This window comes from Sphingomonas radicis (genome assembly GCF_051400635.1).
Taxonomy (GTDB): Bacteria; Pseudomonadota; Alphaproteobacteria; order Sphingomonadales; family Sphingomonadaceae; genus Sphingomonas.
Genome location: NZ_JBLFFG010000002.1, coordinates 881,903 through 904,833 on the forward strand (window position 1 = coordinate 881,903; position 22,931 = coordinate 904,833).

Annotated in this window: 21 protein-coding genes and 1 pseudogene; 16 read left to right on the forward strand and 6 right to left on the reverse strand. The window is 65.6% G+C overall.

Features of this window, described 5'->3' with window-relative positions; translation table 11 throughout:
• Positions 1-29 precede the first annotated feature (29 nt).
• Positions 30-857 (reverse strand): FadR/GntR family transcriptional regulator, encoded by an 828-nt coding sequence (locus ACMGDH_RS11095; protein WP_436827986.1) that lies wholly within the window; start codon positions 855-857, stop codon positions 30-32.
• A 354-nt stretch (positions 858-1,211) separates the two neighbouring features.
• Here ACMGDH_RS11095 and ACMGDH_RS11100 point away from each other — a divergent pair, with 354 nt between their 5' ends.
• The 5 genes from ACMGDH_RS11100 (at position 1,212) to ACMGDH_RS11120 (ending at position 6,108) form a co-directional block, all read left to right on the forward strand.
• Positions 1,212-2,471: a DUF2264 domain-containing protein gene (locus tag ACMGDH_RS11100; protein WP_436827987.1), complete on the forward strand. Its 1,260-nt coding sequence runs from the start codon at positions 1,212-1,214 to the stop codon at positions 2,469-2,471.
• 377 nt (positions 2,472-2,848) lie between these two features.
• Positions 2,849-3,637 (forward strand): DeoR/GlpR family DNA-binding transcription regulator, encoded by a 789-nt coding sequence (locus tag ACMGDH_RS11105; RefSeq protein WP_436827988.1) that lies wholly within the window; start codon positions 2,849-2,851, stop codon positions 3,635-3,637.
• Positions 3,638-3,651: 14 nt separating this feature from the next.
• The gene (locus ACMGDH_RS11110; protein WP_436827989.1) at positions 3,652-4,818 is read left to right on the forward strand and encodes an MFS transporter; all 1,167 of its coding nucleotides are present in this window, start codon (positions 3,652-3,654) and stop codon (positions 4,816-4,818) included.
• 16 nt (positions 4,819-4,834) lie between these two features.
• Positions 4,835-5,560 (forward strand): HAD-IA family hydrolase, encoded by a 726-nt coding sequence (locus tag ACMGDH_RS11115; RefSeq protein ID WP_436827990.1) that lies wholly within the window; start codon positions 4,835-4,837, stop codon positions 5,558-5,560.
• Positions 5,561-5,949: 389 nt separating this feature from the next.
• Entirely contained in the window at positions 5,950-6,108 is a 159-nt protein-coding gene (locus ACMGDH_RS11120) for a hypothetical protein (RefSeq protein ID WP_436827991.1), read from the forward strand.
• Between the two features lie 340 nt (positions 6,109-6,448).
• Here ACMGDH_RS11120 and ACMGDH_RS11125 read toward each other — a convergent pair.
• Positions 6,449-6,607: pseudogene (locus ACMGDH_RS11125) on the reverse strand (Gfo/Idh/MocA family oxidoreductase); the annotation flags it as partial.
• 344 nt (positions 6,608-6,951) lie between these two features.
• On the opposite strand from ACMGDH_RS11125, the gene ACMGDH_RS11130 reads away from it, so the two are divergent.
• Positions 6,952-9,597, forward strand: a complete 2,646-nt coding sequence (locus ACMGDH_RS11130) for an eCIS core domain-containing protein (RefSeq protein WP_436827992.1) — start codon at positions 6,952-6,954, stop codon at positions 9,595-9,597.
• Between the two features lie 78 nt (positions 9,598-9,675).
• Here the strand turns inward: ACMGDH_RS11130 and ACMGDH_RS11135 are convergent, their stop codons facing one another.
• From ACMGDH_RS11135 to ACMGDH_RS11150, 4 genes are read right to left on the reverse strand one after another with little or no spacing between them, the layout of a single operon-like run.
• Positions 9,676-10,068: a DUF4280 domain-containing protein gene (locus tag ACMGDH_RS11135; RefSeq protein WP_436827993.1), complete on the reverse strand. Its 393-nt coding sequence runs from the start codon at positions 10,066-10,068 to the stop codon at positions 9,676-9,678.
• A gap of 7 nt (positions 10,069-10,075) precedes the next feature.
• The gene (locus tag ACMGDH_RS11140; RefSeq protein WP_436827994.1) at positions 10,076-10,447 is read right to left on the reverse strand and encodes a hypothetical protein; all 372 of its coding nucleotides are present in this window, start codon (positions 10,445-10,447) and stop codon (positions 10,076-10,078) included.
• A 55-nt stretch (positions 10,448-10,502) separates the two neighbouring features.
• Complete coding sequence (locus ACMGDH_RS11145) at positions 10,503-10,868, reverse strand: hypothetical protein (RefSeq protein ID WP_436827995.1); 366 nt, start codon at positions 10,866-10,868, stop codon at positions 10,503-10,505.
• A gap of 34 nt (positions 10,869-10,902) precedes the next feature.
• On the reverse strand, positions 10,903-11,469 hold the full coding sequence (locus ACMGDH_RS11150) for a hypothetical protein (protein WP_436827996.1): 567 nt from the start codon (positions 11,467-11,469) through the stop codon (positions 10,903-10,905).
• A 203-nt stretch (positions 11,470-11,672) separates the two neighbouring features.
• On the opposite strand from ACMGDH_RS11150, the gene ACMGDH_RS11155 reads away from it, so the two are divergent.
• The 10 genes from ACMGDH_RS11155 to ACMGDH_RS11200 all read left to right on the forward strand — a co-directional run bounded on the left by ACMGDH_RS11155 (position 11,673) and on the right by ACMGDH_RS11200 (position 22,901).
• On the forward strand, positions 11,673-13,688 hold the full coding sequence (locus ACMGDH_RS11155; protein ID WP_436827997.1) for a phage tail sheath C-terminal domain-containing protein: 2,016 nt from the start codon (positions 11,673-11,675) through the stop codon (positions 13,686-13,688).
• A 12-nt stretch (positions 13,689-13,700) separates the two neighbouring features.
• Positions 13,701-14,213, forward strand: a complete 513-nt coding sequence (locus tag ACMGDH_RS11160) for a phage tail protein (RefSeq protein WP_436827998.1) — start codon at positions 13,701-13,703, stop codon at positions 14,211-14,213.
• A gap of 8 nt (positions 14,214-14,221) precedes the next feature.
• Complete coding sequence (locus tag ACMGDH_RS11165; RefSeq protein ID WP_436827999.1) at positions 14,222-14,947, forward strand: hypothetical protein; 726 nt, start codon at positions 14,222-14,224, stop codon at positions 14,945-14,947.
• 1,723 nt (positions 14,948-16,670) lie between these two features.
• Positions 16,671-17,894, forward strand: a complete 1,224-nt coding sequence (locus ACMGDH_RS11170) for a Pvc16 family protein (RefSeq protein ID WP_436828000.1) — start codon at positions 16,671-16,673, stop codon at positions 17,892-17,894.
• A gap of 3 nt (positions 17,895-17,897) precedes the next feature.
• On the forward strand, positions 17,898-19,865 hold the full coding sequence (locus tag ACMGDH_RS11175; protein WP_436828001.1) for an ATP-binding protein: 1,968 nt from the start codon (positions 17,898-17,900) through the stop codon (positions 19,863-19,865).
• Entirely contained in the window at positions 19,862-20,032 is a 171-nt protein-coding gene (locus ACMGDH_RS11180; protein WP_436828002.1) for a hypothetical protein, read from the forward strand. The genes ACMGDH_RS11175 and ACMGDH_RS11180 overlap by 4 nt, the downstream gene beginning before the upstream one ends.
• Entirely contained in the window at positions 20,029-20,685 is a 657-nt protein-coding gene (locus ACMGDH_RS11185) for a hypothetical protein (RefSeq protein ID WP_436828003.1), read from the forward strand. Before ACMGDH_RS11180 ends, ACMGDH_RS11185 begins: the two co-directional genes overlap by 4 nt.
• Positions 20,682-21,131 (forward strand): LysM peptidoglycan-binding domain-containing protein, encoded by a 450-nt coding sequence (locus tag ACMGDH_RS11190; protein WP_436828004.1) that lies wholly within the window; start codon positions 20,682-20,684, stop codon positions 21,129-21,131. Before ACMGDH_RS11185 ends, ACMGDH_RS11190 begins: the two co-directional genes overlap by 4 nt.
• Positions 21,128-22,282, forward strand: a complete 1,155-nt coding sequence (locus tag ACMGDH_RS11195) for a hypothetical protein (RefSeq protein WP_436828005.1) — start codon at positions 21,128-21,130, stop codon at positions 22,280-22,282. The genes ACMGDH_RS11190 and ACMGDH_RS11195 overlap by 4 nt, the downstream gene beginning before the upstream one ends.
• A gap of 25 nt (positions 22,283-22,307) precedes the next feature.
• On the forward strand, positions 22,308-22,901 hold the full coding sequence (locus ACMGDH_RS11200) for a phage baseplate assembly protein V (RefSeq protein WP_436828006.1): 594 nt from the start codon (positions 22,308-22,310) through the stop codon (positions 22,899-22,901).
• The last annotated feature ends 30 nt before the right edge of the window (positions 22,902-22,931 follow it).

Sequence of the window (22,931 nt, forward strand, 5' to 3'; positions counted from 1 at the left end):
CTAATCAGACAGATTCGCACATCAGCCATTCAGCCCAGGGTGGTTTCTTCCGGGCGTTTGCGGGCCCGCAGACTGGCGCTCAGCGTGGAGTGGCGAGTCAGGCTTTCATGCATGTGCCGCCGGGCGGCTTCGCGAGCGCGCGCCGAATCCATCCGAATGATCGCGTCGACGATCGCCTCATGCTCGGCGAGCACCTTTGCGGCATAAACCTGGTGCGCCGCGTCGGACTGGTCACCGAGATACAGGGTGCGCGAAGGCACGAGGCGCAGGCCAAGGAACTCGACGAACCGCGGATAATATTCGTTCTGTGTCGCTCGTGCGATCGCCAGGTGAAACGCTGCGTCCGCCTTTGCGGAAGCCATCGGGTCCTTGCCGACTGCCACCATTTCGGACAAGGCATCCTGGATCGCGGCGATATCCGAGGTCGTGCGCCGTGCGGCCGCCAGCCCGGCCATCTCCGTCTCCACGGCCATGCGGATCTCCAGCAGCTTGATGACGTCGGCGAGTTCCTGCACTTCCTCGCGCGTGATCTGAAACGCCCGGTATTCGGCGGTATCGGCGACGAATACGCCGGCGCCTTGTCGCGAGACGGTCAAGCCCTGGGCAGTCAGGCGCGCCACGGCCTCGCGCACTACGGTGCGGCTGACATCCTCCGACAGGGCGATCTCCTTCTGCGGCGGCAGACGCGAGCCCGCGGGAAGCGCGCCGGAGCGTATCTGCGCCTCAAGCTTGACGAATAATTCATCCGTCAGCGAGCCCGTTCGGGTCCGCCCCTCGATCGCGCTGGAGCCTCCGGTTGCGGGAGTCCCTTGTCGACTTGTCATACTAATCTCCGGTCGATACTCGTCGTCTAACACCGGCACACAAGGCAGTCGATCCGCCGGAAGAGCGGGAATAAGGGGACTTATGCGACCACTCGCGCGCGTTACGGCCTTGGCTTTTGTGTGCGCGCGCCCGGCGCTCGCAGCACAGGAGCGGCGCCGTCTATCCTGCCGCAGATCTCTCCGGATCGACGCGACTGGGGAAATCCTGCGGGCATGCGATCGGCAAGGAGCCGGCAATCACGCTGCGGCCCTTCAGGGAGGGCACCGAGCCTCACCGTGCCAATCCGGCAAATGCAGGAGAGCTGATTTGAACGCCGCCTTCACCTGCGCTGCCGAGCCGCTGGGCTTCCTTCCTTACCGCTGAGCGAACACCGCACGGAGCATCGCATGAAACGCCGTCACTTTCTCGCCTCGGCGCTCGGCGCCGGTACCGCCGCAACGTTCGCAGCCACACCCGCCGGTGCCCGTGCCCCCCTCCCGCAGGGCGCCGCCGACCGCCGCTACATGGCCGACCTGCTCGAGAAGATGGCCACGCCGGTGCTCGGCCCGATGTCGCAGGGAAGGCTGCAGGCCACCTTCCAGCCAGAGCTCAGCCCCAGCTGGGACGGGCGCAACCCCAAGGTCGCCTATCTCGAGGCCTTCGGACGGCTGATCTCGGGAATCGCGCCGTGGCTCGCGCTTCCAGACGACGATACGCCGGAAGGAAGCCTGCGCGCCAGACTCCGTCGTCAGGCGGTTGCGAGCTATGCGCATTCGGTGGACCCGAGAAGTCCTGACTATCTGCTGTGGCATGCCGAAGGCCAACCGCTCGTCGATTCCGCCTTCTACACGCGCGCCTTCCTCCGAGCGCCCAAGCAGCTCTGGGAGCCGCTCGATGCGACTACCAAGAATCGCGTGGTGGAGGAGATCAAGAGCCTGCGCCGGGTGCCGCCGCCCTATACCAACTGGCTGCTCTTCGCAGCAATGAACGAGGCGTTCCTGCTCTCGATCGGCGAACGATGGGATCCAATCCGAATCGAGCTTGCGATCCGCAAGATCACCGAATGGTATGTCGGCGACGGCTGGTACGCGGACGGGCCCCGCTTCCACTTCGACCATTATGGCTCCTACGTAATCCATCCGATGCTGGTGGAGATCCTCGAGGTGCTTGTCACGATGGGAGCCAAGTTCAACGCGCTCGACCCGCGTGCGCTGCTCGAACAGGCAACCAAGCGGATGCAACGCTATGGTGAGCACCTCGAGCGGTTGATCGGCCCCGATGGCAGCTATGCACCGATCGGCCGCTCGCTCACTTATCGCACGGCGGTGTTTCAGCCATTGGGGCTGCTCGCCTGGTGCAAGAAGCTTCCCAAGTCGCTGTCCGAGGGTCAGGTTCGTGCAGCGACGCTTGCCGCGCAGCGCGCCATCTTCGACAATCCCACGAATTTCACCCCGGAGGGCTACCTCACCATCGGCTTTGCGGGCCACCAGGCGACGCTGGGGGACGCCTATTCCAATGCCGGCAGCATGTACATTGCGGCCGAGAGCCTGATCGCGCTGGGGCTTCCTGCGAAGGACAGCTACTGGACCGCGCCGTCCGTACCGTGGACAAGCAAAAAGGCGTTTGGTGGCCAGACCTTCCCAAAGGATTATTACGTCGACTATTAGGTCGCCCTGGCGGCCGCGCTCCAGCCGCAGGTGATGGCTGCTCGCGGCAGGAAGCAGTGCCACGTAGCAGCCCGGCAGCGCAGCATCTCCCGCGCAACGCACCCTCGCCGAGCTCGCTCGGATTCCAGGCCCCGCGACAATCAAAATGTTCCACTGCGCCCCTGCCCAAGGTGCAAGCCGCTGATGGCTTGCGCGCTCCTCTACCGCAGCGCCAGATCCTTGTGGAGGATGAGCGTATCCGCGGGCACCTGCTCGGGCGCGGCCGAAGGCGCCGTCCAGCGCGGGAGGACTCCTGGTGAGGCTTCTTCCAGCGACGTTCTGCGCGTTTATGCACGATGTAGCTTGATTACGCACGATCAAGATCCTAGGCAAGATACATGCTCAGTGAAGTACCCTTGGCCCGTCGCGATGAGATCGCCGCCCGCCTCGAAGGTGGGCGGCCTGTAAACTCGGGGAGTCTCGCGGCTGAGTTCGGTGTATCCGAAGATGCAATCCGCCGGGATCTGCGGGCACTGGCTGCCGCCGGGCTTTGCCGACGTGTGTATGGCGGAGCTCTTCCGCTCACACCGGGCATGACCCCCTTGGCAGATCGGCTCGTCAGCGGTCAAGATCGCAAGCGTTCGCTCGCTCGGGCAGCGAAGGCTCATGTCGAACCGGGCAGCTTCGTCTTCCTCGACAACGGCAGCACCAATGTGCTGGTCGCGGAAGAACTGCCGCGGGAGAGCGATCTGACCGTAGCCACCAGCTCGATCGAGATTGCGGCGGCGCTCGCAGCACGCCGCGACATCCATATTCACATGATCGGCGGTGAGTTCGATGCAGCGATTGGAGGTTCGATCGACGGAACCGCTCTGGAGGCAGTCGCAAGATTGAACATCGACACCTGCTTTCTGGGTGCGTGCGCCCTGTCGGCTATCGGCGGCGTGAGCGCTTTCGATGCCGCTGACGCGACCTTCAAGCGGATGCTGGTCACGCGAAGCCGCCGGACACTGGTCCTCGCGACAAACGAGAAAATCGGCGGCCATGCCTCTCACCGGATCGCCTCCCTAGACGCAATTCATACCATCGTGGTCGAGCACGACGCGGCGAATGCGGCTATTGCCGAGCTCCGGACGGGAGGCAGCGACGTGCTTCGTGCCGGCCCGTTGCCCGATCCGAAATCTTGACGGGCGGATATCAAATGTTCGCACAGGATGCCGGATCGCGGCTCGCAACACGTATATCGTTCTTCGTAGCGGGATTTGGGCTCGCCTGCTGGGCCCCGCTCGTGCCTCTCGCAAAGGAACGCCTTGCCGTGGGCGACGGCGCGTTGGGCCTTCTCCTGCTGTGCCTTGGCCTTGGGTCGGTTCTAGCCATGCAGCTCGCGGGGCCGCTGATATCGCGGTTCGGGGCTCGCCCCTGGATCGTCGTGGGCGGGGTCGGCCAAGGCATCATGCTGCCTTTTCTATCGCTCGCGCCTACGGTTCCTGCGATGGCGGCCGTGCTCCTGCTGTTTGGCGGATTCCTGGGAATTATCGATGTCAGCATCAACGTGCATGCGGTCGAGGTCGAGCAGCGGGCATCCAGGCCGCTGATGTCGGGCTTTCATGGCCTCTTCAGCGTCGGCACCTTTGCAGGCTCCTTGCTGCTGACGACAGCGCTCTCCTCGAACGTAGCGGCGGTGACGGCGACAATCGTCGCCTCGATGCTGATGATCCCGGCCATGTTTTTCGTGACACCCTGGCTCATTGCGACCCCCACAGGCGAGGATACGCCGCTCTTCGTGGTTCCCCGCGGGATCGTCATCCTGCTGGCGATCCTCGCGGGCATAACCTTCCTAACAGAGGGGGCGATGCTTGATTGGGGCGCCCTGCTGTTGAGCGGCAAGGGATTGGTGCCGACTGCGCAGGCAGGCATCGGCTACAGCGTCTTTGCAGTCGCGATGACGGTCGGGCGTCTGGCAGGCGATGCGATCGTAGCGCGCCTCGGAGACCGCGGCACGATGTTCTGGGGCGGCATGCTCGCGATTCTTGGCTACATCCTACTCCTCACCGCACCGGTCGCGGCGCTTTCGCTGCTTGGCTTCCTGTTCATCGGCCTCGGCGCTGCAAACATCGTCCCGGTGCTGTTCAGGCTGGCAGGCTCGCAGACCGCGATGCCGTCTGGTCTCGCAATCGCATCTGTCACCACCGTGGGATACGCCGGCGTTCTCGCCGGGCCCGCGGGCGTCGGCTTTGTCGCACAAGCGATCGGTCTGCCTGCGGCCTTCTGGCTGCTGGCTGCAATGCTGTGTCTGGTGCCGCTGTGCGCTGGAAGCATCTCCCGGACGCGCGGCGCCTGCGCGACCGAAACGCGCTCCACTCCATGACCGTCGGATATCGAGAATGAATGATCGAATGATGCTCCACGCTGACGCCCTTTTGTTCGACATGGACGGCACGCTGGTGGATTCTACTGCTGTGTCAGAGCGGATCTGGCGCCGATGGTCTGCGGAACAAGGTGCCGATCCCGAAGCGGTGCTCACCTATTCTCATGGCCGTCGGACCCTCGACACGACGCGCCACTTCACCAGGGACGAGGAGACCGCCTTGGCCGCTGCTCGGTCTATCGAGGCGCAGGAGATCGCGGCAGACGATGGCACTCTGGCGATTGACGGTGCCCGAGCGTTGCTCGAGCGTCTGCCCTTTGATCGCTGGGCGGTGGTAACTTCCGCGGGACCTGCCCTTGCATCCCGCCGGCTGGCGGCCGCCGGTCTGCCGATTCCGCAGGTTCTCGTTACGGCAGGCGACGTGACGAAGGGCAAGCCCGATCCCGAAGGCTATCTGCTCGCGGCGCGCCGGCTCGGCGTTGACCCAGCGCGATGCATAGTCTTCGAAGATACGTTTGCGGGACATGAAGCGGCCCGGCGCGGGGGAATGCGATCGATCAATCGACACGCGACGCCACACGAGCACGACGGGCCGCTTCTCACGCTGGTCGGATATAGGTCTGTCGAGGTACAGATTCGCAACGCCTCGCTCCTTCTGCGCCTCGGGTCGGACGGCAAGGCGACGCCTGCGCTGCCCGTGGAGCACCCTGAGCCTTGTTGCGCGTCAACCAAATCGTGGTGACGAGCCGCTCCCGAACCTGAATAGCGAAGCGGCCCTTCGTCCCGTGGCACATCGCCGCCGTATTGGTCTGGTGCTGTATTGTTCCGCATAGAGCCCCAGAGCAGGTCCTCGACGAAAATCGGCAAGTGTCGGATGCGTTTGCCGGTGGCGTGATAAACAGCGTTCGCGATCGCGGCAGCGGCACCCGCCATGGCGACCTCCCCCACCCCCTTCGCGCCCGAAATGTTGATTGTGCCCGCTTCAGCATTGTTCCCTTTTCGTTCGATGTTTGTGCTTGCAAAATAGGATTTCGCTTGAGACCAAGAGAGGGAGGCGAGGTCATTCAAATGGCGCTGAAGCCGCCCTGCCGTCTTCGGCAGGATCGTGGCGCATCTGACGGAGGTCACGGCATGAACCGCTGGCAAGCATTGGTCGAAATCGTGAAGTCGTTCAACGAGAGGGGCCAGCATGGCCTCGCTTTGGCCGCGGTGGCCCTGGTCCTGCTGGCAGGCGTGGTGATCGCCGCCCTTCCGTTGCTGGGGACTGCTGCCATGGACTTGACGGGATAGCCTCAGCATTGTGGCGCTCCCGCTTACTCCCCCAGTGACAGGCGGGTTAGATGGAAAGGGAGGCGGAACCTTCTACGGCGTCGATAGCGTCAACGATCGCACCGTCCTTGTCCGGTTCGTGATCTCGAACATCCCGCCGAACTCCGCCCGATTTCGAACAGGCGTTCTCGGCCGACGGCGGAACGACGTGGGAAACGAACTGGATCGCGATTGACAACAGGCGCTGAGCGCACGGCCAAGCAGCAACTATCGAAAGGTTGAACTCGCCGGGTTTCTGTCACCCCGCGGCAGCGCGCCGGGCGGGCTCCTATCCGCGGCCAATCTGCACATGCCCAGCCGGTCAGCGCCGCCTTCTTCCGTCCGGCGCCAGTTTCACGATCTGTCGCGCTTCTGCCGACACATAGATCGCTTCGATGAGCCTGAGGTCGCGCAGTCCCATTTCGCCGGGCGTTCGGATCGGCGAATTGTCCCGAATGGCGTCCGCGAAATGATCGAGCTGGGCAACACGCGCAGTTCGCCGCCCCCTTCCTTCACCAGCGACTGGCCGAGCTCACCCTTGCCTAGCCTGTTCCCCGGACTTGATGATCTACCAAGTGCCGCGGATGAACACACGGACGATCTGTGAAAGAGTCTCTCCCAAGCACCGCGGCCTGCGGCAGCGGCGCATGCTGATCACTTTTCGTCGAGGTCGAAGTGCGGCAAGGTCGCGGCGGCACACGCGGTGAAGACCGGCGATGCCCGGATTGAGAGGGAAGGCGAATGCGCGCCAGTTTCCAGCCCAAGCTCGAGCCGGCAACGTACGGACAAGGAGGACGCGCGCCCGGTATCCGAGCGGACGCGCCCGTGGCGCAACCCGCCGCGGCGAGTTGCGCCACGGGCGCCGGCGCGCGCATCGCTGCGCCGCGAGAAACGATCGCCGACTATGCCCGTTCACACGCCTCAGGTCTCATCCGCGCAGCTGCGGCGCCCAACCACACCGGCCTGCCCGACCGGCTGAAGAGGAGCATCGAGACACTGTCGGGCATGACGATGGACGATGTCCGCGTACACCGCGATTCCGCCAGCCCCAGTCGGATCGGCGCACATGCCTTTGCCCAAGGCAGCGACATTCACCTCGCGCCAGGCCAGGAGCGGCATTTGCCGCATGAGGCATGGCACGTCGTCCAGCAAAAGCGCGGGCGCGTGCGGATGACGGCGCGGCTCGAAGGCGGTCCGCCGATCAATGACGATGCCGGCCTCGAACACGAAGCCGAGGTGATGGGTGCGCGCGCGCTGGCGCTGGACCCGCTGCGCACGGGATCCGGGCCGCTCGACCGCAGTCGCGTACCGGCCGGCGCAGCGCCGGTCCAGGGCGTATGGGTCAAACGCAAGACCGTGCGCGGCAAAGGCGCGCTGCCCGGCTCTTGGATTCCCGCAAAGGCAGGCGAGGACGGCGCGCAGGACACGCGGACGATGTCGGTCGCCGAGCGCAACGCGGTGCGTGGCGACCTCGACCTGATCAAGAAAGGCGACCGCGAGGGACAGGCGGCCCGCGACGCTCTCGATGAGGAGATCCACCTGATCTCCGGCGATGTAGACGAAGCCGAGATCCTTGCGCTCAGCAAGCCGCTTGCCGCGCTGCAAGCGGCGGCGGCCGGCGGGCTCGATGCCCAAGGCCAGCGCGAGCTCGAGGCGATCTCTTTCACCGTAGTGCGCGCGCTCAGCCTTTTGCGCGAGCACGACGATCTCGATGCCGACGCGACCAAGCTCCAACTGGTGCTCGAGGCCTATGTGCGCCAGATCAACGCGATCGATGGAGGGGCGCTTGGCAGCGCAGTCGAGGCGGCAGGAAGCGCTGTCGATCTTCACGTCACCACCGAGGACATCGCCGCCTACCGCAGCGACATCGCCGAGCGCGGCGTGTGGGGCAGCGGCGCGGAGGCGGCCGCCATCGCGACCGCATTCAACTTCCGCTGCCGGATCCTGATACTCGACCGCAACCGGCGCTATGTGCAGGTCGACACCGTCGGCCCACCGGCCGGCGCGGTGCGCGACATCGCACTGCTCAACGTCGGCGCGCACTACGAGATCGTCAACCAGCACGCCTTGGCAGGTGGCGCGTTCAATCCGGCGCATATTGTCTACGATCCCGCCGACGACGGCGACTGTCTGTTCCGCGCGCTGCACTATGTCGCTGCGAACGGAGCAGCCACGGTGAACGACGTTGCGCCGCCCCAGGTTCCGCTCGACGAGGAGGCGTTCGTCGCCCGTGCCCGTGCCATCGTCTCGGCCGGGCTCACCGACGCCGAGGTCACCAACTCGATCGTCGAAATTCGCAACTCGCGGAGCCGCTTCGGGCTCGGTCCGCGGCTGCGGGCGCGGATGAACATGCAGGACCTGAGCAGCGACGATCTGCGCTCGCGCCTCCTCCGGACGGGCAAGAACGACGCCGAGATGCTCAATCGGATCAAGGAACAGGCCGGCGGAACCGCTCTTGCGCGCTGGGCGAACAGCTTCAACAGTCTCGAGGCATTGCTCCAGGCATATCAGAGGGTGCGCGGCGACATGCTCGCCGAGCCCATGGAGGGCGCTCCTGCGACCAAGCGCGCGACGCATCTGGCCAATGCAAACGCGTTGCGCGACCTTCTGCTCACCGCCCTCGCCAAGGCGATGCCGCCTGTCGAAGCGGCATTGGTCGAGAGCGAGGGGCAAGATACCAAGCTCGAGGCCAAGCTGCGCCGCGACAGTCGGGACCAGCTTGAACGCAGCGGCGTCACGCTAGCCGCATCGCCATCGAATTCCGACCAGCTCATTATCACCCGCGGCAACGAAGAATTCGTGATGGACCGTATCGGCCAGCTCGTACCGCGCTTCGTCCACCGCGGCATCTCCGACTTCAACGAGGCCGAGCTCGCCGCGGCAGGCTTCATATACCCGACTGCGTTGAGCCCGATCCCCAAGTCGAAGAAAGGCGACTATGACGAGAAGCTCAAGAGCAAGTTCGCCAGGGAGGCAACGGTGAGCGCCTCCGGGATCAGCGCCAACAAGATCAAGGCTTCGCTGGAGATGGGCCACGTCGAGGGCGTGAAGCCTTCGCCCTTCTTGTCGACCACCGCGATCGCGGGCGGGACGAAGAACCCGCAGGGGCAGACCTTCGGCAGCTCGGTACGCGTCATCGACCTCTCGCATCTGCCGCCTTCGGCGATCGCCGCCACCTATACCGATCGCGGCATGGGCTATTTCCTGCTCTCGGCCTTCAAGGGGACCGCGAAGGAAAAGGCCGGACTGGCCAGCCACGCGCGTGAGTATGAGATGCAACAGTCCAGGACGCGCGAGCAGGCGAAGAGCAAGCCGAGCACCAAACTCTTCGGCGCCGACGATGCCGCCGCCGCAGATCCGGCGCTTTCGGGCAAGGAATGGCAGGCACTGATGGACGTGGTCCGCACCCAGGAAATCCTGATCAGCGCGGCCATTCCGGCCGCGGCGATTCAGCTGCCATCGAGGGAATAGGCACAGCCGAACCCCAGGCCGGGACCGGCGGTCGTTTCACTGACCCAGCTGACTGCCGGCTGCATTAAGCGCCTGGCTTCAGGCGCCGCTCGAGGCAGTTTCCTGGCCGGGTTCGTCGATCGTGATCTCGCCAAGCCAGTCGCACAGGCATGTGGAACCGGTGCACAAGGCCGGCACCCCCTCGAGCAGCACCGTCGGTGCGCCGGGAAACCAGGGTGTGGTGGTGACGGGGACGCAAGGCATCGGCGTCAGCACGCCGAGCGCCGCCGCGGTCGCCGCTGCAACCTCTGGATTGGCAAGGCTGGTGCACATCACGAACGAAGGAATGTTCTCGAGCGGGACGAAATCCATGATCGTCGCTGCCGGCATCGCATCCTCGAAGACCGGCGTCTCGGGCGGCACGATCATCGGCATCGGCGCCGTGCCGAAGCTGCATGAGAGCACGGCACCGAGGCTCACCAGCTGCGGCATCGGCCTCTCAGCTGTTGACGATGCCGGAGAGCGGCATCGCGTCGCCCGGACTGAGGATCTGGGTCTGCGGTCCCTGGGCGGTCGGCCAGGTCACCAGCGCCGGGCTGCTGGCGCCGTTGCGCAGATTGTTGAGCGTGACGGTGGGCTGACCCGAGCCCCAGCTGATCTGGATCGCGAGCGAACCGTTGAACATGGCGCCGGTTGCGGTCGAGACTATCACCTGCGTGCTGAGCACGGTGATGTTGGTCAGCGCCGAGGCCATCGCGACCGAAACGCCATAATCCGGCCCGGGTGCGACCTCGCAATTGGCCAACACCACTTCCACGCCCGTGCTCGTCGCGGTGCCGTCCGCAAAGTTGATCGTGATCAACGCGCTCATAGGTTCTCTCCGCGTCAAGGGGTGGAGGGCCGCCGCAGGGCGACGGCCCGTCCGTTCAGCCGGTGAAACCGTTCAGGGTGATCGACTCGCCCGATGAAAGCTGCTGATATTGGGGCCCGTTGCTCGTTGGCCATTGTACTTCAACCGAGCCGGAAAAATTGTTCGCAGTGAGCGTGGGAGCGCTGCCGCCGCTCGATGCGACTGGAATATTGGCGTTACCATTCACCGAAGTGCCCGGCGCCTGATTATAGAAGCTGATCGTCCCGCTCGAGATGTTGAGCGTGCCAAATGAAAACGACCCTTCCAATGTCAAGGAATCGTTGCTTCCAAGCTCGATGCTTCCGCCGTTACCAATGGTTATCGTTGAGGTATTGGCAGTGAATGTTGCATTCTGGTACTGTACTTGAACAGATGCAGTCATTTTTTCTCTCCTTCAACTCAAATTACTCACGATACTAAGATGCGCCTCGTTCCTGCGCGCCCTTCGCCGAAGCCGATGCTCCCTCGGGAGCCGTTTCGACCGGTTTTGCCGCCGGAGCCGATGCGGGCCGGAGCGGCGCCCGTTCGGCGATTTTCGTCGCCGGAACGGATTTCTCGGACTTCTCTGGGCTGGATTTCCGCCCCGGCTCGGCCACGCCCTCGCCCAGCGGCAACGCCCAATAGCTCGAACCAACAATGCGTATCCGCTCCACAACGGTCGCGACGGTGGTCTGGATATTTTCGGGCACCTGCAGCCAGCCGAATATGAAGGGGCTGCTGCACTTGATCTGCAGCGTGACCGGCAGAAGCGCCGGCGGACTGGTGACATCGAACTGGATCCGGCGCGGCTGCACGAACAGGTTGCTGACGAGCGCCGGCGCATCCGCATAGCTTGCCCCCAGCTGGATCGTCGGCACCGTCGTCAGCATCACGTTCTCGGCCCCCGCCGCGGCGGGAAACTCGATCCTGACCGTCCCCGACGGCAAGTTGTGCAGCATGAAATCGATCTGATGCCGCAGTATCGGATGGGTATCGGACACCATTCTCAGCGCCCCTGTAAAAATTTTAGGTAAACAAACCCTACACCCTCTGTCTATTTAGACAAAGGGACTCGTAATGGGAATCGATACAAATAATGCTATTGACGTATATGGGCCTCGTCAAGCACAACGTCGCATATTGTTTTGCGTACATTTTATGAACGCCGAGTCGTCAGCGCACCGCGCTCGCGTTGGAGAGTCATCAAATGCTTCAACTGACATATCCCGGTGTATATGTTCAAGAAATCCCGAGCGGTACGCACACGATTTCTGGCGTCGCCACATCGACGACAGCATTTGTCGGGTATCTGACTCGCGGACCGCTGAACACGCCCGTGCAATGTCTAAATTTTGGCGATTTTCAGCGGGTTTTTGGCGGACTGGATCAAAACAGTATTACCAGTTTTCAGGTATCGCAGTTCTTCCTCAACGGCGGCACCGAAGCGTGGGTCAGTCGCCTGTGCGCCTCCTCTGCGCCGCCTGTGCAACCGGCCGCGACATTGATCGGCGCCAATCCGCCAGCGACGCCGACACCGCCGCCCAGCGGCGCCCCTGCGCAGACAAAAGGCGTCAATATACTTCCCCTGCAATCGCAGAACCCAGGGACGTGGGGACAGAATATATTCGTCACCGTTGACTATATGACAAACAAATTGAATACGTTCAATTTAACGGCGACGCTCTATTCGACAACCAGCAACAGTAACTCTACCAGCACTAGCTACAGCGTCGTTCAGACGCAAAGCGTGCCGGGAGTTACTCTCGATATTGCGCAAGCGAACTCCATTATCGAGGTCATGCAATCTTCTTCAAACCAATATTCCCAATTGCTGGCGATACCCAACATAACCGCGACACCGTCGGTGCTCGTGCCGTTTGCGAGCGGCACCGTGCTCACCTTCACGCCACCCAAGAGCCCGGTAAGCGGAGTGACCTTCACCATCACGGTCGAGCCGCCCCCGGTCGGAGGCAAGCCGGCGCCACCGCTCACCGCAGCGTTCAGTATGGCTTTCACCGTCGCGACCGTCGCCGACCTGATCGCCGGGATCCAGGGCGCGCTCTCGAACGCGGCCGGCGTGCTCGGGATACCGAGCCTTGCCAGCGCGACGGTGCGCAGCTGCCTCTCACCCTACCCGCCGGCCGCGGGCCAGCCGCAGGCGCAGCTGGTGCAGGTGTGGTCACCGGACCCGGGCCTCGCCCAGTATCTGATCGGCGTCACGTCGACCCAGACCTCGCTCTTCTCGACGCTCCAGACCAATTATCAAGCGCAGCAGCTCACCTGCAAGAGCCAGAACAATCCGGACGGGCTGATCCCGACCGGCTTCGATGTGGCGGGCAATTCGGTCACGCGCACCGGCATCTACGCGCTCGACGCCATGCAGCTCGTCAACCTGCTGCTCGTCCCCGACATGCCGGCAATGGGCCCGTCCGACTATCTGACGGCAGCGACCGCGACGCTCAACTATGCGATTCAGCGCAAGGCATTCGCCATCCTGGACATGCCCAATGGCGTGCAATCCCCTTCGGACGCCGTCGCTTGGGCGACCGCCAATCCTGGAACCTTCGGCACCGGCATCATCAGTGCCGCGACCTATTTCCCGCAGCTGCTCGTGCCCAACCCGTTCTCGACTCAGCCGCTGCAGATCGGCGGCAGCGGCACGCTCGCGGGCATCTATGCCCTCACCGACCAGACCCGCGGCGTGTGGAAGGCACCAGCCGGCATCTCCGCGCCGCTCGCCGGCGCGCAGCAGCTCTCCTACGTCATGAACGATCCCGAGAACGGCCAGATCAATCCGCTCGGCATCAACGCGCTGCGCACCTTCCCGATCTACGACAATATTTCCTGGGGCGCGCGCACGCTGGCGGCGGCCAACATCGCCGACGAGGATTGGAAATATGTGCCGGTCCGCCGGCTCGCGCTCTACATCGAGCAGAGCCTCATTCAGGGGCTGCAATGGGTGGTTTTCGAGCCCAATGACGACCGGCTGTGGGCGCAGATCCGCCTGAGCGTCAACAGCTTCATGCATCCGCTCTACCTGCAGGGGGCATTCGTCGGCGCATCGCCGTCGCAGGCCTATCAATGCATCTGCGACGCCTCGACCACGACGGCGGAGGACATGGAGAACGGCATCGTCAACATCCTGATCCTGTTCGCGCCGGTCCGACCGGCTGAATTCGTCGTCATCAGCCTGCAGCAGATGGCCGGACAGTCTTCGAGCTGAGGATAGCCAGCAATGCCGAGCGTTTCCGCATCAAGTCAGCCGCCCGATCCCTATCTCAACTTCAAGTTCCGCCTGAAGTGGAACGGCAAATATGTCGCTGCAGTCAGCAAGTGCAGCCCTCTCAAGCGCAGCACCCAGGCGACGCCGTTTCGCGAGGGCGGAGACCCGAGTTCGCCGCATGTGCTTCCGGGGCAGACCAGCTTCGATCCGATCACGCTCGAGCGCGGGCTGACGCAGGACCTCGAGTTCGAGACCTGGGCCAACCAGGTATGGAACTTCCGCGGCGGCCCCGGCACCGAGAGCTCGCTCGCCAACTTCCGACGCAACATCACGCTGGAATTCTATAATGCGGCGGGACAGCTGGTCTATTCGTACAACATCTATAATTGCTGGCCTTCCGAATATGTCGCGCTTCCCGAGCTTGATGCCAGCTCGAACGCGGTCGCGATCCAGACGCTCGTCCTGCAGAACGAAGGCTGGGAGCGCGACACGAGCGTCAAGGTGCCGGCGCCGCCCAGCTATTGATCCACGCCGTGGCTCCCCGCCCTTTGAGTGCCGCCGAACTGCTCGACGCCATGTCGGTTTGCCGGGACAGGCCGGCGGACGAGGCGAGCGTGTATCTGGCGGCGCTCAGCCTGTCCGAGCCTTCTTTGGAGACATGCGCGCATCTTGCGATCGGCGAGCGCGACGTCGCACTCGCGGCGCTGCATGCAGCGATGTTCGGGCGCCAGCTCGAGCTTGCCGCAGTGTGCCCGGACTGCGGCACGCGGCTCGACGTCAGCCTGACCACCGACGCCCTGGCGATCGAAGCCGATGCCCCAACGGCGCAGGTAATCGACATCGGCGGGCGGCGCTTCGGGGTGCGTCCGGCCAACAGCACCGATCTGGCAGCAATCGCCGGGGTCGCGGATATCAAGGCAGCGCGCGAGCTGCTTGCGATCCGCTGCCTCGTGCCGCTCGAGCGGGAGAAGTCGCCCGCCGCGCTCAGCGAAGCCGAAGTCGACGCAGTCGCCGCCGCGCTTGCGAAAGTGGATCCGGCGAGCGATCCCTATGTATCGCTCACCTGCTTCGAGTGCGAGGCGCGATGGGATGCGCCGATCGACATCGCACGCATCCTTGCGAGCGAGATCGACGCCGCAGCGGACGCGCTGATGGATGACATCCACGATCTCGCGCTCGCCTACCATTGGAGCGAGGACGCCATCCTGGCGCTCGCGCCGGCGCGTCGGCGCGCCTATCTTCGGCGGCTACGCGGATGAGCGATATCCTCTCCCGCCTGATCGCGCGCGCTCAGGACGGCCCGACCAGCCTTACCCGTCGCGTCCGCTATCGCTTCGCGCCCGTCGACGAGCATGCCGAAGCTTGGCCGGGACACCAGGGCGCGGGCAGCGAGGCGGCCGGGGCGCAAGCCGATGCTCGCGCGGAGACCCAGGTTCGCCCGGACGTGCATCGCGAAACGGATTGGCCCGAGCCAGCAGCACCCGAGCTGCAGCAGATCGCGGGCCAGACGGTGCGCCCCGAGCTTTTGGAAGGGACGCACCGCTTGGCGCAGCAAGGAGGCCGGGGCGCCGATGCCGGCAGGCCTGCGCCAGAGGTCGTGCGCAGGATCGCAGGCGAGGAAGCGGGGATTGCGGCGGACACCAGCGAGGAGAAGGCGGCTGCGACGGCGGCGCCGACGCAGCCGCCGGCACACCGCTCGGACCGAGCATCGGCAACTGCCGCTGCGGGGCACGCAGCACGCGGGCGAGATATCCCCGGGCAAACCTCCCGCGAGCCTGGCAGGATTTCGGCAATGCCCGAGCGCACGCCTTCGCACGGACCGGCCGATGACCGGCCCGGACAGGCGATTGCGAAACCGGCGAAAATCAGCCGGGCACCTGCGAGCGTGACGCCCGTGGCGCAACTTCGCGCCGATCCAGCCTCGCCCGACGCGTCGCGCTCGCCTGCCCCCCTTCCGCCACCCAAGTCCGCAACATTCGCCGCGGAGCCTCGCCCTGGCCTTCGTCACAAAACCGCACGCGAGTCGCCCCCCTTCACCTCGACCGCACATCGAAGCGACCCACTCGCGACGCAGCCGTCGATCAATGCCGCAACCGCCGCCGGAGGCCCGCGTGACCAGGCCGCGCGCCGTGCCAATCAAGGACGCGCACTGCCGGCGACAGCGGCCGGCGGTGCGGCCCGGTCCTTGCGTGCGGACGCCAAACCAGCGCGCACCGAGGTGCAGCGCACGGCCATGGTCGATACGCCGACCAGGGATGCGGGCTCTGTACAAGTCGCGCCGCGCTCGCGCCGCTCGGGGCCCGCCGAGCATCGAAACGCGATATCGCCCGAGGGGCACGGTGTCCGGCAGACCGCGGCGTCCGAGCCGACGCGATCGCCCGGTGACGCGGTTGCGCCTGCGCCCGACGGTGGCTGGCCGCGACAACCGCGCCCGGTGGAGGACAATATTGCCGCCCACGTCCTCCAACGGCGCGCGGTTGCCGTTTCGCAACATCCGCCGTCGGGAGCAGCCGCTGGCCCGACCGCATCTTCTCCATATGAGAGTCGCGCATCGCAGCCCGCTTCGGCCTTATCCAGTCGCGACCGCCGATCGGCTCTCCTGAAAGGGGCTCCGACGTCCTCCTCCGCCATGTCGCCGTATCCTTCTGACGCGCTCGAACAAGCATCGCCGCGTCGGCAAATCGCCAGCGGCCGAGCGGCAGATCGCTCTGGCGAGCGGCCAATGTTGGAGCTTCCTCAATCCGGCCCGGATTTCCGTGAGGAGCAATCCCCGCCCCGAAGCGAACATGCCGCCGGCCAGGCCTCCCCCTCTCGCGCGATTGCCTTGCGACCGATGGCCGCGCCCGCGACACCGGCGCCGATCTCGAACGATATCCATATCGATATCGGCCATGTCCAAATCGAGCTGCCGCGCGCCAGGGCGCAGCGGTCCCGGCCAGAGCCGCCGCCCCTCCGAGGCAAGCCGCGCAGGGGACCGGACGGATGAGCTCGGGCTTTCCGATCGCCGCGGCCACCGTCGCCTTCGCTGACCGGCTGCACCTACTCATCGGCGATTCGGTGCCGGGGGCGCGGGTAACCACGCTCAATCCCAGCTCGGAATCGCTGCGCAGCGGCGATCCGATCGTGAACCTTTATCTGTTCCGTACGGTGCGAAACGGCTTCGTCTCGAACGACGACCTGCCGACGCGTGGCGCGGCCGGAAAGCCATTGGCCTCCCCGACGCTGAAGCTCGACCTCGACTATATGATTACCTTCTTCGGCGACGACGCGAAGCTCGACCCCCAGCGACTGCTCGGGCTGGTGGCCGGCGGACTCAATGCCCAACCCTATATCGCGCCCGACATGCTGCGCTCGGCAATCGCCTCAACGCCCTGGCTCGGTGCGGCTGGTGGTTCCGATCCGCCCTGCACGCGGATCAGCGTCGCGCCTCTCAACATGCCCCCCGACGCGATGGCACGGCTCTGGTCCGAGTTCGTCAACGTCCCCTATCAGCTGACGCAACTCTACACTGCCACTCCCGTGACGCTGGAGGTGACGCTGCCGGTGGAGCCGGTGCTGCCGGTGCGGCGCATCGGGCTGCGCGCCGTGCCGTCGCGTGCGATCGCCATCCTATCGCTCGTCAACGCGACCGATCCCAGCCTGCCCCCGCTGGCGGGCGGGCTGATGGGCATCCGTCTGGTCAATCCCGGCCAACCCGATCTCATCGTGCGCTTGAACGGAATCGTCGCGGAAGGCGTGAAGGCCGGCTTCGACGCCGACGGCTTCGCCGTGCTGCTGGTCGATCTGAGCGAGCGCCAGTCCGCGCCGCTCGCGGTGGGGCCGCTTACGGTGCAGGTGATCCGCACCGGTGCGGACGGGGCCGGCATCGTCGCGGAATCGCAGATCGTGACGACCGCGATCGTCCCCGCGTTCGCCCAGCCGCCGGCCGTCGACAAGGGGCAGCTCGTCATGATCATGGCGCTGCCGGTCGCTCCCGAAGCCGCAGCGGTGGTGCTGCTGTTCCCGCGCGGTGCGTCCAAGCTGCCCTCCCGACGTATTCCTTGCCTGCCGCGCACCGCGCCGTCGGCCAGCCTCACCGCGCCGCTCGCCGGCGTGCCTGCCGGCCGGTATCTGATCAGCGTCGAGGTCGACGGCGTGGCGACCCTGCTCGACTTCTCCGGCGAGGCCTATACCGGCCCGGTCGTCGACGTGCCGGCGGCGGGCTGAGCGATGGCCGAGGCCTCGCCCCACGTCGAGCGCCTGCAGCGTGCGGTAAGCGCGGTGTCGCGGATGCTCGAGCTCTATTCCCGCCAGCGCGCGCATGCCGGCGCCAGCTTCGCGCGCGAGTCAGGTCCCACCGGTCTTGGACCGCCGATCGAGGGGTCGGCGCTCGACGCGATGGCAAGCTGGTTCAGCCTGACCGAATTCGAGCTTGCGACGGTCGTGCTCGCCGCGGGCGTCGAGATCTCGCCCGACATGGCCAATCTCTGCGCGCTCGCGCAAGGCGATCCGGCGATCCCCTATCCGACGACGCTGCTGGCGCTCGCGGTGTTTGCCGGCCTCGAAGGCGCATCGCAGGCGGTGTTCGCATCTTCGGCACCTTTGCGTCATTGGCAGCTCATCACTACGCAAGCGGCGCAGCCTGGCGGCCGTCTTCAGCTCCATCTCGGCGTGCCCGACGCAGTGCTCTCGTTCCTCATCGGCCAGCCGGTGCTCGACCAGGAGTTGACCGAGCTCGTCCGTCGGGTCGCGCCTGCGCCGCTGCTTCCCGGGGACGTCGCACTCGCGCGCCAGCTCGCCACGACGCTTGCCAGCTCGGACGAGGATGCGATGATCCACCTCGTCTCGCCGCCCACCAGGCGCGCGCTCGCGGTTGCTGCAGCGACGGCGAGCGCGCTCGGTTTAACACCCTTCCACCTGCCGCTGGGCCGGTTGACCGCCGATGCGGAGCGCCGTGGATTTGCGCGGCTCTGGCAGCGCGATCGGCTTGCCCTCGGCGGCATGTTGCTTATCTCCTTCGAGGAGCAGCCCGCCGAACTCCAGCTCACCGCGCTTGGCCGCCTGCTCACCCAGGAAAGCGGGTCGATGGTCCTGATCGGCGCGGGAGGCCAGGCCATCGCCGAGCGGGCGCCATACGCCGTGATCCGTGCGCCGCTGCCCCCGAGTGTGCCGGACGAAGTGGCCGATCATGTTGCCGCCGGCCTCGGCCTACCGGCGACTCCGGCGCTGCGGGAGGCAGTGAGCCGTTTCCGGCTGCCGATCTCGACCCTTGACAGCTGCGCTGCGATCGCGCGCGTCAAGGCCGACGAGGCGCAATCTCCCGTGTCGATCGAGACGGTTCTGCCGCACATGCTGCCGCTGCTGCGGGATCAGATGCGCGAGGCAATGGCCGGACTCGCCGATCCGATCGAGGTGCGCATGTCGCTCGACGACCTGGTGCTGCCCGATCCTGCCCGACTGGTGCTCGACCAGATCATCGCACGCCAGCGCAACCGCTCGCGGGTACTCGACGAATGGGGCTTTCGCCATTCGGGCGGCGGTCCGCAGGGGATGAGCGTGCTGTTCGCCGGGCCGAGCGGCACCGGCAAGACGATGGCGGCAGAGGCACTCGCGCACGCGCTCGAGCTCGATCTGTTCCGCGTCGACCTGTCGCGGATCGTCGACAAATATATCGGCGAGACCGAAAAGCGTCTCGCCGCCCTGTTCGACGCAGCCGATTCGACCGATGCGATCCTGCTGTTCGACGAGGCGGACGTCCTGTTCGGCCGGCGTACCGAGGTGCGCGACAGCCATGATCATTATGCCAATCTCGAGGTCGGCTACCTCCTCCAGCGGATCGAGACCTTTCGCGGCATCGCCGTCCTCACCACCAATTTGCCGAATGCGATCGACGAGGCCTTCTCGCGTCGCTTCGCCTTCAGCCTCCATTTCGAGTTCCCCAGCGTCGCGGAGCGGCGCGAGATCTGGCGCCGAGCCTTTCCCGTGCGGGCGCCGACTGCAGAACTCGACTGGGACCGGCTCGCCAAGCTCTCGCTCTCGGGCGGACAGATCCGCGTCATCGTCGTCAATGCGGCGATGCTCGCAGCCGACGAGGGCAAGTCGATCGGCATGCCGCATGTCGCGCGCGCGCTGGTCAGCGAATATAGCAAGCAGCGCCGTCGCGTGCCGCCTGCCGAGCTCGAAGGGTGGCCGACATGAAGCCCAAAGCGCCTGTTGATTCCGTATCGATCCGAGCCGCCATGCGTGAAAGCCGTGCGGTCCGCGCGGCGCTCGCCCGGTTGCGTCCCGCCGATCGCGCCCACGCGGGCCAAGCCATCGGCGATGCGATCGCCGCTCGGCTTCGTCGCGAAGGATGGCCAAAATGAGCACCAGCGCCTATCCCAACAATCCCAACGTGCTCAAAGCCGCGCTGATCAGCATGGGCGGGACGATCCCTGTGCCTCGGCTGATCATGCTGCAGTACAATCCTGCCGAGCTCACCCGGCAGCTCGAGCCCGATTTCGAGAAGATCGGCGACACCCCGACCGGCACCAACCTGCTCGCCGGCCCCGCCACCGAGACGATCCAGATGACCGCCCGGATCAGCGCGGTCGACCAGCTTCAGGCCAATGACGCGACCGCGATCATGTTCGGCATCCATCCGCAGCTCGCCACGCTCGAGCTGATGCTGTTCCCCAGCAGCAGCTCGATCCTCCAGGGGCTGAGCGAGATGGCGCTGGGCGTGCTCGAGATCGTGCCGCCGGAGACTCCGCTGACGATATTCGTCTGGGGACCGCAACGTGTGCTGCCGGTGCAGATCACCAGCTACAGCGTCAATGAGACGATGCACGACACCCGGCTGAACCCGATCGACGCGGAGGTGACGATCCACATGAAGGTGCTGACCTATCAGGACTTCGAGCCGAGCCAGACCGGCTTCTACCTCTATCTCGCCAATTTGGCAGCACGCGAGGTGATGTCGGCGCTCGGCACGGTGCAGAGCGGGGCAAGCGTCATTTCGGGAGCGCTCGGGCGATGAAGCGGCTGAGCCGCTACCCGCTTTCGGTCGAGAACGCCGCGCCGGGCAAGCTGGTGCGCACGCGCACCCGCGCGGCCACCGGCAGCGCCGCCGGTCGCTCCCCTGCTTCCGGCGGCGAGCCCTCGGACTCCGTCACCTATCTCGGCCGCACGCTGCTGCCGCTTCCCGGCACGATCAAGCAGCAGTCCAGCTACACGATCCAGGCCGGGGACCGGCTCGACAATGTCTCGGCCAAGCTGCTCGGCAATCCCTTGCTCTACTGGATGCTGCTCGAGGCCAATGGCACCAGCGACCCGGCGCTGCTCTGCGCGGTCCCCGGCCGCAAGATCGTCGTCCCGGCGGCAGTGGGGCAAGGAAACGATCCGTTCGACGAGCCCGTGGGCGGGCGACGCAGCACGGCGGCAGCGCCAGCCAAGCGCACCGACGACGCCGGGGAGCAGCCATGAGCTTTCCTGTCGGCATCCAGCTCGCGGTTCTCGCCGGCAATCAGGAGGTGCCGACTCCGATCGGTCCGCTGCTCGCCGATCTCCTGATCGATGCCGAGGTTGTCGAGGTTGCCGACGGCCAGTGCCTGTTCCGCCTGACCTTCGGCGCGCAACGCGATTCGACCGGCACCGGAGCCGAAGTCGAGGTGCTGGCGGACGGGCGGCTTTCGCCCGGTAACCGTGTGCTGGTGATGGCCATGCAGGCGGCGCTGCCGACGGTGCTGATCGACGGGCTCGTCACCGACATCTGGCTCGACCCCGGCACCAATCCCGGCGCGAGCCGGATCGTCGTCAGCGGCGCGGACCTGAGCGTCGCGATGGACTTGAAGGAGCAGATCAAGGGCTATCCCGACCTGGACGACGAGATGATCGTCCTGGAGATCATCGCCCAGTATGAGCGATTCGCGATCGTTCCCGAAACGGTCCCGCCGATCGAATCGGATTTCCCGACTGCGCTGCAGCGCACGCCGATCCAGCACGGCACCGACCTCGAGTACATCTACGATCTCGCCAATCGCTATGGCTATGTCTTCACCATGCGTGCTGGGCCAGTGCCTCTCACGAATACTGCCTATTGGGGCCCGCCCAAGCGGGTCGGCATGCCCGCCCCTGCGCTGACCGTCGGCGACAGCACCTTCGCGAATGTCGACCAGCTCACCTTCAGCCAGAACGGGCGGGCCGCCTTCCAGGTGGTGGGGCTGATCCCGGGCCCGCTTGAGGAAACCCCGGCGCTGCCGATCGCCGCGCTGGAGCCCACGCTGCTCCCGCCGCTCGCGCTCAAGAGCCCGTTCCCGACGAGCTCGCTGCTCGGCCAGAAGCTGCCGACGGGATCGGACGGATTCGACGAGGTCCGCGCGATGGGGTTCGCGCAGGGGCGGATCAACATGTCCTCCACGCGTGTGGCCAACGCCGAAGGGGTGCTCGACGTCAAGCGCTACGGATCGATCCTGCGGAGCGGCGGCTTGGTGGGGGTGCGCGGCGCAGGGACGAGCTTCGACGGCATGTGGAACGTGACGCAGGTGACCCACAAGCTGCGGCGCAACGAATATAAGCAACAGTTCGTGCTGGGGCGCGACGGCATCGATCCGATCGAGCCGGTGGTGCTGCCGTGAGCGACGGCGGGCCCAAGGAGGGGCGATGAAGCATTTCTGGGGTAAGTACCGCGGGATCGTGATCGACAATGAGGACCCGCTGATGCTCGGGCGGCTTCAGGTCTCGGTGCCACAAGTGCTCGGCGAGGTGCTGACGGCCTGGGCGATGCCTTGCGTGCCCTACGCCGGGCCCCAGGTCGGCTTCTACATGATGCCTCCGGTCGGCGCTGCATTGTGGGTGGAATTCGAAGGCGGCGACCTCGACTATCCGATCTGGACGGGCTGCTTCTGGCGCGAGGGCGAGCGACCGGTCGAGGCCGAATTGCCGACGATGCGGATGATTCAGACCACCTCGAGCAAGCTCATATTCAACGATCTGCCCGGCGAGGGCGGTTTCACGCTGAACGTGATCGACCCGGCGGTGACGGTGCCGATCACGATCAGCGCGTCGAGTACCGGCGTGTCGATCACGCTCGCCGACGTGCGCATCGGCATGACGGAAACCGGCGTCACCATCACCGCCGAACCCGCGACGCTGGCGCTCGAGGTCGCCGGCGTCACGCTCGCCCATGGTTCTGCGATGGTCAATGCGGTCGAGCCGGAGGTTTCGATCAATGAAGGCTCGCTGACGGTGCTGTGAGCGGGCAGTCCGACGCTGCACAGGCGAGAA